11 protein-coding genes are annotated in these 10891 nt (G+C 72.1%); all 11 read left to right on the forward strand.

Translation table 11 applies throughout. The features are described from left to right. The first annotated feature begins 2 nt into the window (after positions 1-2). From LDL48_RS35015 to LDL48_RS35065, 11 genes are read left to right on the forward strand one after another with little or no spacing between them, the layout of a single operon-like run. Positions 3-533, forward strand: a complete 531-nt coding sequence (locus tag LDL48_RS35015; protein WP_225259434.1) for a phage tail protein — start codon at positions 3-5, stop codon at positions 531-533. Next, entirely contained in the window at positions 533-1264 is a 732-nt protein-coding gene (locus LDL48_RS35020) for a T4 family baseplate hub assembly chaperone (RefSeq protein ID WP_225259435.1), read from the forward strand. The genes LDL48_RS35015 and LDL48_RS35020 overlap by 1 nt, the downstream gene beginning before the upstream one ends. Next, positions 1261-2124, forward strand: coding sequence for a hypothetical protein (locus LDL48_RS35025; RefSeq protein ID WP_225259490.1), 864 nt, complete (start codon positions 1261-1263; stop codon positions 2122-2124). The genes LDL48_RS35020 and LDL48_RS35025 overlap by 4 nt, the downstream gene beginning before the upstream one ends. After that, entirely contained in the window at positions 2121-3311 is a 1191-nt protein-coding gene (locus tag LDL48_RS35030) for a Pvc16 family protein (RefSeq protein ID WP_225259436.1), read from the forward strand. Before LDL48_RS35025 ends, LDL48_RS35030 begins: the two co-directional genes overlap by 4 nt. Continuing rightward, positions 3308-5416 (forward strand): ATP-binding protein, encoded by a 2109-nt coding sequence (locus tag LDL48_RS35035; protein WP_225259437.1) that lies wholly within the window; start codon positions 3308-3310, stop codon positions 5414-5416. Before LDL48_RS35030 ends, LDL48_RS35035 begins: the two co-directional genes overlap by 4 nt. Then, positions 5413-5712, forward strand: a complete 300-nt coding sequence (locus LDL48_RS35040) for a hypothetical protein (protein WP_225259438.1) — start codon at positions 5413-5415, stop codon at positions 5710-5712. The genes LDL48_RS35035 and LDL48_RS35040 overlap by 4 nt, the downstream gene beginning before the upstream one ends. Continuing rightward, positions 5705-8227 (forward strand): eCIS core domain-containing protein, encoded by a 2523-nt coding sequence (locus LDL48_RS35045; protein WP_225259439.1) that lies wholly within the window; start codon positions 5705-5707, stop codon positions 8225-8227. Before LDL48_RS35040 ends, LDL48_RS35045 begins: the two co-directional genes overlap by 8 nt. Positions 8228-8255: 28 nt before the next feature. Next, the gene (locus LDL48_RS35050; RefSeq protein ID WP_225259440.1) at positions 8256-8924 is read left to right on the forward strand and encodes a hypothetical protein; all 669 of its coding nucleotides are present in this window, start codon (positions 8256-8258) and stop codon (positions 8922-8924) included. Positions 8925-8926: 2 nt separating this feature from the next. After that, entirely contained in the window at positions 8927-9241 is a 315-nt protein-coding gene (locus LDL48_RS35055; RefSeq protein WP_225259441.1) for a LysM peptidoglycan-binding domain-containing protein, read from the forward strand. After that, a complete protein-coding gene (locus tag LDL48_RS35060; protein ID WP_225259442.1) occupies positions 9234-10358 on the forward strand; it encodes a hypothetical protein in 1125 nt (374 codons plus the stop codon). Before LDL48_RS35055 ends, LDL48_RS35060 begins: the two co-directional genes overlap by 8 nt. Then, positions 10355-10885, forward strand: a complete 531-nt coding sequence (locus LDL48_RS35065) for a phage baseplate assembly protein V (RefSeq protein WP_225259443.1) — start codon at positions 10355-10357, stop codon at positions 10883-10885. Before LDL48_RS35060 ends, LDL48_RS35065 begins: the two co-directional genes overlap by 4 nt. Positions 10886-10891: the final 6 nt, after the last annotated feature.

Consider the following 10891-nt stretch of genomic DNA (forward strand, 5'->3'; position numbering starts at 1 on the left):
CGATGGCCCAGTTCACCGCGAACGCCACCCGCCTCGACCCGTACAAGAACTTCAAGTTCCGCGTGAAGTGGGATGGGGTCTACGTGGCCGGTGTCAGCAAGGTCAGCGCACTGCGGCGCACCACCGAGGTGGTCAGCCACCGGGAGGGCGGCTCGCCGAGCGGCAGCAACAAGTCGCCGGGGCGTACCGAGTACGAGGCGATCACGCTGGAACGCGGCAAGACACACGATCCCGGGTTCCTGGCCTGGGCGAACAAGGTGTGGAACTTCAGCAACGCGCAGGCTGCGGCCGATCAGCGTACGCAGGAGGTGTCGCTCGCCGACTTCCGCAAGGACATCATCATCGACGTCTTCAACGAGGCCGGCCAGAAGGTGCTGTCCTACCAGGTGTTCCGCGCGTGGGTCTCGGAGTACCAGACGGTGGGTGAGCTCGACGCCAACGCCAACGCGGTTCTGTTCGAGACGGTCAAGCTGGAGAACGAGGGCTGGATCCGCGACGACAACGTCACCGAACCGACGGAACCGACGTTCTGATGCCCGCCCTCTCCGCACCAGATCTGCTCGATGCGTGGGAGCACGGCCTGGGACGGCCCCCGGTCGAGCAGGCTCTGGCGCTCACGCTGGCCGCCATCCCCGGCGCGTCGCTGACCGCTGTGGCCGAGCTGACCGTCGGTGAACGCGACGCCCGCCTGATCGACCTCTGGGAGCAGAGCTTCGGCTCGTCCGTCACGGCCACCGCGACCTGCCCGTCCTGCGCGGAGGATCTCGAGCTCGTCTTCGGCGTCGCCGATCTGAGAACCCCCCCTTCGCCGCCGGCTCAGCGTCTCTCGATCTCCTGTGCGGGGTACGAGATGAAGCTCCGCCAACCGACCGGGCGCGACCTGCTCGCCTGCCGCCGGTTCGGTGACTTCGCCGCCACCCGGGCCGCGCTGTTCGCCGCCTGTGTCGTGTCCGCCCGGCGCGGCGCCGACGAGATGCCGGCCGCCGCACTGCCGGATGAAGTGGTCGCCGCCTGTGACGACGCCCTCGCCGAGGCCGATCCCCAGGCCGACCTGCGTATCGACATTGCCTGTCCGGACTGCGGCCACGCGTGGGAGGCCACCCTCGACGTGGTCGGCTTCCTCTGGGCGCGGCTCGACGCGTGGGCGCTGCGCCTGTTGCACGACCTGCACCTGATCGCGTCGGCGTACGGCTGGCGGGAGAGCGAGATCCTCGCGCTCAGCCCGGCCCGGCGCCGGTACTACCTGGAAGCGATCGGCGGATGAGCGGATATCTGGCCCGGCTGGCCGCGCACAGCCTCGGCACCGCGATCAGCGGCGCGGTGAAGCCCGAGGTGCCCGGTGTGCCGTCCGGCGACATGCCGGGTGAGGTGCTCGGCGAGTCGCCCGCGGTGTGGCCGGTCACCGAGCCGGGCGCGGTCCGGCCGCTGGTGCCGTCGCTGTTCGAGCCGCCGGAGCCGGGTCCGGGTGTGCTGCCCTATCCGTCCTTCCCGGCGGCGAGCCTGGCCCCCGAACGGCCCGCCGCGACCACGCGCGTCTCACCGCGGGCACCGCTCCCGCCGGTGCCGGTCGCACCGCTGCCCGCCCCGCGGATCGCAGCACCCGCACCGGCGCCGCCGCGCACGCCCACGCCCACGGCCGTGCCCCGGGTCGAGCCACCGGCTCCCCGGTCGACGGTCCCGTCGGCCCGGACGCCCGCTGTTCAACCGGCGGTCCGTGACGACACGCCGCGACCGCTGCCCCGTCCGGCGACCCCGCCCGCTCCGGCGGCGACCCGTGCGCCCGCCGCTGCGGCCCGCGCCCGGCACCAGCCCTTGCGCCCGGGACGACCGGCCGCACCGCAGCCGCCCGCCGGCATACAGGTCATCGACGTCGCCCCGCCCGCTGCCGAACCGGCCGCGAAGGTCACCCTGTCCGAGCCGCAGCCGGTCAGCCGGCTCGCACCGCACACGTCCGTACGCCGCGACCCGGCACCCGCACCGGTCCTGCCCGACGTGCACGTCACCATCGGCCGCGTCGAGGTCCGCGCCACCGGCGATCCGGCGCCGAAGCCGCGCCAGGGCACCGCACCGGCCGCGCAGACCCTCGCGGACTACCTGCGTACTAAGCAGGAGCGCCGCCGATGAGCAATCCCCTGGCCGTGGCGGCGGTGACCGCCACCCTCCGGCAGATCCTGTTCGACGCGATCAACGCTGATCTGGGCGGCGCGGCCGTCACCACCAAGCCGCCGGACAAGGCCCGCGACGCCAACGACGTCAACCAGCTCAACCTCTTCCTCTACCAGCCGGTCCTGGACGCCGGCCTACGCAACGACGACCCACCCGGCGCCCGGCCCGGTGAGTCCGCTCCCCCGGCCCTGCCGCTGCAACTGCACTACCTGATCACCGCGTACGGCGCGAACGACGACGACCGGCTCGCCCACCGGGTGCTCGGCACCGCGATGGGCACCCTGCACGACCATCCGGTGCTGGGCCGCGACGAGATCCGTACGGCCCTGCCCGGTAACGACCTGCACCGGCAGGTGGAGCGGATCCGGCTCAGCTGGCAGCCGCTGAGCATCGACGACATGTCGAAGCTGTGGACCGCGTTCCAGACCCAATACCGGATCTCCGCCTACTATCAGGCCTGCGTGGTGCTGCTCGAGAGCAACCGGCGGGGCCCGGCCGCGCTACCCGTGCTCACCCGCGGGCCGGACGACTCCGGTGTGAGCTCCCGGCCCGACCTGGTTCCGCCGTTCCCCACGGTGGAATCGGCGCAACCGGTGCCGCTCGTGCTCGGCGGCACACTCACCGCGACCGGGCACCACCTCACCGGCGCCACCGCGATCCGGCTCACGCACGGTGTCACCGGCACCACCTTCGACCTCAGTGGGGCCGCGTTCACCGAGGTCACTGACGAGACGATCACGGCCACCGTGCCCGACCAGCCGGCGCAGTTGCCCGCCGGCATCTACACGATGGCCGCCGTCTTCACCGCCGCCGGTGTGCCGGAGGCGACCAGCAACGTGCTGAGCACCGCGATCGCACCCCAGGTCACCGCCGGGCTGCCGGCCACGTTCGTCGCCGGCACCGCTGGCCTCGACCTGACCGTCAACCCGCCGGTGCGGGACGGGCAGAGCGCGCACCTGCTGATCGGCGGCCGTCAGCTCGCCGGCACCCCCGGCGCGGGACCGGGTGAGCTGCGATTCGCGGTGGCCGGCGTACCGCGCGGCGTCTACCCGGTGCGGATCCGGGTGGACGGAATCGACAGTCCGGTCGTGCTGCCGGGCCCGCCGCCCCGGTTCGACCCGAGCCAGCAGGTGAGGGTGACATGAGTGCCGACACATGGGAGGACCGCAACAACGCCTACCTGTCCGCCGCCCTGGCCTGGCTGCATCTGCTGCTCGACCGGCACACCCCGGCATCGGCGGCGACCACCGTCCCGGCCCCGGCGGTGACCGTCGAGGCTCCGGTGAACCGGCAGGGCCGGCTGTTCCGCCGCCGCACCACTGTGCCGCTCACACCGCTGCGCGAACTCGGCGCCGGCGACCCGGACCGCGGGATCGCCACCGCCCTTGTCACTACCGCCGATCCGGACCTCGACGCCGCCCGGCAGGCAATGGAGGAGGCGGAGAAGGGCGACCCGCCCCCGGCCATGATCCGGCTCGGTCAGCTGTTCGGGCTCTCCGCGTTCGAGCGGTGTCTGCTGCTGCTCTGCGCCGCCATGGAGCTCGACCCGACGATGAGTTCCCGGTACGCCCGCGCGCAGGGTGACGGCCGGCTCGCATACCCGACCTTCGCCCTGGCCATGACCATCCTGCCGGACCCGGCCTGGGACGCCATCTCCCCCGGCGGCACCCTGCGCCGCCGGTTGCTGCGCATCGACCGGGCCGCCGGGGAACCCCTCGTCACCGGCGCGCTGAGCATCGACGAGCGGATCACCAACTACCTCAAGGGGCTCAACCAGATCGACGACCGCCTGGAACCATGGCTCACCCCGGTCCTGCCCCGCCCGGCGGCGCTCGCGCCGTCACAGCAGGCGGCCGCCCGGACCGCCGCCGCCCGGTGGGCGCCGCCGATGTTGATCGAGCTGAACGGCGTGGACGCGATCACCAAGCCGTACGTCGCGGCCGAGGCCGCCCGGCGTACGGGGCTGTCGCTGTTCCGGATCGCGGCCGCCGCGATCACCGGCGCACCCGACCTGGAGACCCTGGCCCGGCTCTGGGCGCGGGAGAGTGTGCTGCTCGGCGCGGCCCTCTACGTCGACGCGCACGAGGTGGACCACACCGACCCGGCGGCCACGACCGTGGCCCGGTTCCTCGACCGCACCGACGGAATGCTGCTGCTTGGCGTCCGCGATCCGTGGGCTCGCAGCGGCCGCGACACCCTGGAACTCGACGTGGACCGCCCGTCACCGACCGAGCAGGCCGAGGCGTGGGCCGCCGCCGCGCCCGCCGCCGGAGCGGACCTGGCCGGGCGGCTGGCCGGGCAGTTCGACCTTGATCTGCGCACGATTCAGCAGACCGCGGCGGTGCTCAGCGCGCCCGCCGGTGCTGCGGACGAACCGGCCGACCGGCTCTGGGACGCCTGCCTGGCCATCACCCGGCCCGCACTGGACAGCCTCGCGCAGCGCATGGAACCGAAGGCCGGCTGGGACGACATCGTGCTACCACCGGCGGAGACCGCCCTGCTCCACTCGATCGCCGACCAGGTCGCCGTGCGTACCACCGTCTACCAGCGGTGGGGGTTCGCAGCGAAGATGAGCCGCGGGCTCGGCATCAGCGCGCTGTTCGCCGGGCCGAGCGGCACCGGCAAGACGATGGCCGCCGAGGTGCTCGCCGGTGCGCTGCGGCTCGGCCTCTACCGCATCGACCTGTCCGCCGTGGTCAGCAAGTACATCGGCGAGACCGAGAAGAACCTGCGCCGGCTCTTCGACGCCGCCGAGAGCGGTGCCGCCCTGCTGTTCTTCGACGAGGCCGACGCGCTGTTCGGCAAGCGCAGCGAGGTCAAGGACAGCCACGACCGCTACGCCAACATCGAGATCAACTACTTGTTGCAGCGCATCGAGGCGTACCGTGGCCTGGCGATTCTTGCGACCAACATGAAAAGCGCCCTCGACCCGGCCTTTCTGCGCCGGTTGCGCTTCGTGGTTCCCTTCCCCTTCCCGGGTACGGACGAACGGCGCGCGATCTGGGCCGGTGTCTTTCCGCCCGGGGTGCCCCTGGACGGACTGGACCTGGACCGGCTGGCGAAGCTGCCCGCCAACGGCGCCTCGATCCACAACATCGCGCTGGGTGCCGCGTTCGCCGCCGCGCACGCCGGTGACGCGGTCACCATGCCCCGGGTGCTGGCCGCCGTCCGCACCGAGTTCACCAAGCTGGAACTGCCGATCTCCGAGCGGGAGCTGGCCTGGACCGATCCGGCGGGGGTGACGCCGTGATCCGGGTGCACATCGACGAGCTGGTCCTGGACGGGTGCGGCGTCGGACCCGCGCAGCGGGTGGCCGTCGCCGAGGCCGTGCGTCAGGAGCTGGCCGAGCTGTTCCGGGTCCCGTCCGGCCCGCACCGCGCGCGGGCCGTGCCCCGGCTGGTCGCCACGCCGGTCCGCCTCGGCCCGCCCGGCGAGCTGGGCGGCGTCATCGCCCGCTCGGTGCACGGCGGCGTCACCCGGCTGACGTCGGGCGAAGGTACCGACGGTGTCACCGGCCCGCCCTCGAGCGGGGGCGGCGATGGCTGAGCGGGTCGCCGAACCGGTCCACCGCGACGCGGCGGTGCTGCGGCGCTGCCCGGAGAAGGGCGGGGTGCACGCCGGTTGTGCCTGCGCCATCGAGGAGCCGGAACTGCGCCGCCACCCGAACGCCGGTGCCGTGCCGTTCGCGGACGGCGGCGTCGCCCCGCCGGCGGTGCACGACGTGCTGCGGCGCAACGGGCAGCCGCTGGACGCCGGCGTCCGCGAGCAGATGCAGGACCGGCTCGGCGGGGACTTCACTCGGGTCCGCGTGCACCAGGGCAGCCATGCGGACGCCTCGGCGGCGGCGGTCGGCGCGCGCGCCTACACGGTCGGCACCGACGTGGTCTTCGCCCACGACCAGTACCGCCCCGGCACGCCGAGCGGCGATCAGGTGCTCGCCCATGAGCTGACCCACGTCATGCAGGACGGCGCCACCTACACCGGTGGATCCATCCAGGTCGCCGCGCTCGACAGCCCCGCCGAGACCCAGGCGGAGCGGCCGGTAACCCAGGCGGGGCGGCCGGTAACCCAGGCGGAGCGGGCGGTGATCCGGCGGTCCGCGCTTCGTCTGCGGCGGTTGCCGAACGCCCAGTGCGTGGCGCTGCTGCGGGAACAGGGCCGCAGCGACTCCGCCAGCGGCATCGCGGTGCACCACGAGATCACGGCGTTGTTCCGGCGCCGCTTCGGTCCCACACCGGGCTTCCGGATCGAGAGCGGCGCGGCGACACCGGAGGACACCGACAAGCGCGACACCGTCATCGATCCGCAGCTGATCGGCGGTGTCCTGAGCGGATTCGGCCATCCGGACGTGGCCGTCCGCAACAAGTCGCGCCGTCAGATGATGCTCGCCGAGGTCAAGTCCGCCCGGTGGGGTCGCTACGCGTTCGCGATCGGTCAGCTGGACCGCTACATCGAGAACGGCAACGACGAGCACAACGACGACCTGCGCGCACGGCTCGGCATCGACAAGTTCGTAGCGATGCCGACAAGCACGATGCGGCTGCCGCGGGTGCTGCTGGTGCGGGGCCGGCGGTTCCGGGTGGTGTGGTGCCAGCCCGGGATCATCCTCTACAAAGAGATCAAGCCGAAGAAAAAGAAGAAGCAGGCCAAGAAGCGCAAGACGACGAAGAAGCAGACCACCAAGAAGCAGCCCGCCAAAAGGCAACCGGCGAAGAAACCCGCGGCGAAGACGCCGGCGGTCAAGGGCGGCAACATCGGCCTCGGGCTGTCGATCAACAGTTCCAGCAGCGGCACGCTCAACGCCGGCATCGGCGTCTCGATCAACTCGAACGGCGTGAGCGTCGGCACGGTCAGCGCCGGGATCGTCTACGACTCGCAGGGCGCCGCGATCGGCTCGATCGGCGCGGGCGCCAACGTGAACACGCAGTCCGCCGGAGCGCTTACCGCGGGCGCCGGGACGAACAAGGACTCGCAGATCGCCGGCGGTCTGACCGCGGGCGCCGGAGAGAACGAGGAGGTGCGGGCCGCGGGCGTCGCGACCGTCGGGAAGGGCCGCAACGTCGGCGTCAACGGCGCGTCCGCCGGGGTCACCGGCTCGACGGACACGCAGGAGGTGAGCGGGGTCAGCGCCGGCCGGACCGGCGTGACCGGGCAGGGCTCCGGCACCGGCGATGCCGGCACGCCCGAGGGCGGCACACCGGACGCGGGCACCCCGGCCCGTGGCGTGCCGGACACCGACGCCGATGACACCGGCACGCCCGACGCCGGAACCCGGGCGGCCGAGACACCGGCGGGCGGTGGCGCGGTGTCCCGGCAGGCGATGCTGGACCGGCTTCAGCAGGGGGCGCCCCAGGTGCCGCGCGCCGAACTGGAACGGCTCCTCGCCGAAGCCGCGAAGGTCGACGCGGCGCTGCGGCGGGCCAGCCCGGCGCAGCGGCGGCTGATGGAGGCGATCGCGATCACCAGCCCGGACGGCGAGTTCGCAATACCGGCCTCCGACTGGATCGACATGATGCTCTCCGCCACCCAGGGCATCCAGGAGCAGGACATCGACTATCTGATCGGCGTCGAGTGGAGTCCAGGCCAGACCACCGCCGACGAGCTGCGGCAGAAGGTCCAGGCCGTCATCGCGAACCGGCAGAAGGCGGCCGCCGGCCCGCGCGCGCCGAAGACCGGCGGTGACCCGGCCGGTAAGGACAAGCAACGCGTCCGCCTCGGCCTACCGCCGTTGAAGAGCTCGAAACGCACGGCCGAACCCGCTGACGAGAAGGACCAGCTCGACTACTCCGGGCTGCAGCCGGGCCAGGAGAAGATCTCCTGGTACCGCGACGAGGGCAAGGCTCTCAAGCCGGGCGGCACGGTCCGTCGCAACGGCTTCATCAAGGGCATCTTTCCCAACGGCACGCGGTACGCCGCGAACTTCATCGGCGCGTTCACCGTCACCGGCGACCGGGTCTCGATCGTGGTGGAGAGCTCCACCGCCCTGATGGCGCCGGACGGCACCCCGCTCACCGGCGACAACGCCCTCGCCGGGCTCACACTCACCGGGACCGTGCAGTGATGTCGACGATGAGGAGAGGAGGCCGGCCATGACGACGTTCCCCGGCGCGGCGCGGCCCGTCCGCGGCGGCATCATCCTGCTCGACCCGGCCACCTCCCGCATCCAGCGGATCATCGCGTTGCAGTACAACCCGGACAACCTCAGCCGTACGCTGCAGGCGCAGGGCGCCGGTGACGACCCCGGCGACCGGCTGGAAGCGCTGCGGCTCAAGGGTCCGCCGACCGAGACGATCCGCCTCGAGGCCGACATGGACGCCACCGACGCGCTGGAGTTCCCTCGGCAGAACCCGACCGTCGCCGAGCTCGGGTTGTTCCCGGCCCTCGCCGCGCTGGAGACCATGGTGTACCCGCCCAGTGGGCAGCTGATCGCCAATGACGTGCGGGCCGCCGCCGGGATGATCGAGATCGTGCCGGTGGAGGCGCCGCTGACGTTGTTCACCTGGAGCCGCAACCGGCTGCTGCCGGTACGCCTCACCGAGTTCACCGTCACCGAGGAAGCGTTCGACACCAACCTCAACCCGATCCGTGCCCGCGTCAACCTCAGCATGCGGGTCCTGACCGTCAACGACCTCGGGTTCAGCCACCGCGGCGGCAGCCTCTACCTACTGCACCAGCAGCAGAAGGAGCGGTTCGCCGGGATGGGCGGGAGCCCCGGCCTGGCGGCACTCGGCTTCAGCGGCATACCCGGAGGAGGCTGACCATGTTCCCGCCGACCAGCCGTTACTTCGCCACCGAGATCGCACAGTACGACCCCGGCGACGGCCGCCCGGTCGTGCCGTACCTGCGGCGCCGCTTCCCTCCGCAGCCGGCGGACCTGACCGAGGTACGCCTGCACGTCGTGGTCGACGGCGACCGCCTCGACCTGCTCGCCGCCCGGTACCTGGGTGATCCCGAACAGTTCTGGCGGATCGCCGACGCCAACCGGGCGCTGCGCCCCGACGAGCTGACCGAGACAACCGGCCGGCGGCTGCGGATCACCCTGCCGGAGGGCATCGCGGGAGCGCGCGATGACTGACCAGACCTACCAGCTGCTGCTGCAGATGGGACCGACCGTGGCGCTGCCGGTGCCGCGGGAGCTGGCCGACGCCCTGCAGGCGGTGCAGGTCACCACCTCGGCCGGGCAGCCCAGCGGTTTCCAGCTGACGTTTGCGGTCAGCAAGACCTCGGTGATCAACACGAGGCTGCTGCCGGCCGGGTTCTTCGACCCGAAGATCCGGGTGATCGTGACGGTGATCGTCAACGGCTCGCCGACCGTGCTGATCGACGGCGTGATCACCCGCCACGAACTGACGGTGAGCGATCAACCGGGCGCTACTACGCTGACCGTGACCGGCGAGGACCTCACCCTGGTCATGGACCTGGAGCACGTGCGGACCTGTCACCCGGCGCAGGGCGCGGCGACCCGGGTGGCGGCGATCTGCGCCAAGTACTTCCAGTACGGCATCATCCCGGCGCCGGTGCCGCCGGTGCTGCTCGACATCCCGAACCCGGTGGAGCGAATCCCGGTGCAGGCCGGCACCGACCTGGCCTACATCCGGGCGCTCGCCGACGAGTGCGGCTACGTGTTCTACCTGGAGCCAGGCCCGGCGCCGGGCACCAGCATCGCGTACTGGGGCCCGGAGGTCCGCGTCGGCGTGCCGCAGCCCGCACTCAGCGTCAACCTGGACGCGGCCACGAACGTGGAGTCGCTGAGCTTCACTTTCGACGGGCAGGCCCGCGAGCAGATGGTCCTCGACATCGTCGAGCCCAACACCAAACAGATCATCAAGGTGCCGATCCCGGACATCGGGCTGCTCCGGCCGCCGCTGGCCGCCCGCCCGTCGCTCGCGTTGCGGCAGCGCCCGGTGCCGAACGTCGCCCACCTGGCGCCGCTGACCGCCGCTCTGCTCGGCCTGGCGCAGACCGCGCAGGCGTCCGACGCGATCAGCGGTCAGGGCCAGCTGGACGTGCTGCGGTACGGCCACATCCTGCAGGCCCGCCGGCTGGTCGCGGTCCGCGGCGCGGGCGTGGCGTACGACGGCCTGTACTTCGTCGCGAGCGTGACCCACGACCTGCGCCGCGGGCGGTACACGCAAAATTTCTCGCTGTCCCGCGACGGCCTCATCCCGCTGATTCCGAGGGTAATCACATGATCGAGAGCATCGCCACCCTGCAACGCTTCCGCGGCCGGTACCGGGGCGTCGTCAACGACAACATCGACCCGCTCCAGCTGGGCCGGCTGCGGGTCCGGGTGCCGGACGTGCTCGGCGACGGCGCGTGCATCTGGGCCCGGTCGGCCAGCCCGCTCTCCGGCGATCAGATGGGCATGTACTTCGTGCCGCCGAAGGGCGCCGGCGTGTGGGTGGAGTTCGAGGACGGCGACCCGGACGAGGCGCTCTGGACCGGCTGCTGGCGCGGCTCGGCGAGCGACCTGCCGCCGGCCGCTCTGGAGCCGCCGCCGACCCAGCCGCCCATCGTGATCCAGACCGAGGCGGAGAACCGCATCGTGCTGAGCAGCACCCCCGGGCAGTGCATGGTGCTGGAAACCTCGGCCGGCGCGTCCGGGCCGCGCATCGAGATCACCAGTACGTCGATCAAGCTCAGCACGGGCAAGGGCGCCTCGGTGGAGCTGACCGGCAAGTCCGTGAAGATCAACGGAGACGCGCTGACGGTCGACTGAGGAGGC

Source organism: Jidongwangia harbinensis, assembly GCF_020216025.1.
Lineage (GTDB): Bacteria > Actinomycetota > Actinomycetes > Mycobacteriales > Micromonosporaceae > Actinoplanes > Actinoplanes harbinensis.

Bases quoted from the DNA above. Each gene is read 5' to 3' on its own strand.
- LDL48_RS35065 (WP_225259443.1), top strand. From the start codon at position 10,355: ATGATCGAGAGCATCGCCACCCTGCAACGCTTCCGCGGCCGGTACCGG.
- LDL48_RS35035 (WP_225259437.1), top strand. From the start codon at position 3,308: ATGAGTGCCGACACATGGGAGGACCGCAACAACGCCTACCTGTCCGCC.
- LDL48_RS35060 (WP_225259442.1), top strand. From the start codon at position 9,234: ATGACTGACCAGACCTACCAGCTGCTGCTGCAGATGGGACCGACCGTG.
- LDL48_RS35015 (WP_225259434.1), top strand. From the start codon at position 3: ATGGCCCAGTTCACCGCGAACGCCACCCGCCTCGACCCGTACAAGAAC.
- LDL48_RS35020 (WP_225259435.1), top strand. From the start codon at position 533: ATGCCCGCCCTCTCCGCACCAGATCTGCTCGATGCGTGGGAGCACGGC.
- LDL48_RS35055 (WP_225259441.1), top strand. From the start codon at position 8,927: ATGTTCCCGCCGACCAGCCGTTACTTCGCCACCGAGATCGCACAGTAC.
- LDL48_RS35045 (WP_225259439.1), top strand. From the start codon at position 5,705: ATGGCTGAGCGGGTCGCCGAACCGGTCCACCGCGACGCGGCGGTGCTG.
- LDL48_RS35025 (WP_225259490.1), top strand. From the start codon at position 1,261: ATGAGCGGATATCTGGCCCGGCTGGCCGCGCACAGCCTCGGCACCGCG.
- LDL48_RS35050 (WP_225259440.1), top strand. From the start codon at position 8,256: ATGACGACGTTCCCCGGCGCGGCGCGGCCCGTCCGCGGCGGCATCATC.
- LDL48_RS35030 (WP_225259436.1), top strand. From the start codon at position 2,121: ATGAGCAATCCCCTGGCCGTGGCGGCGGTGACCGCCACCCTCCGGCAG.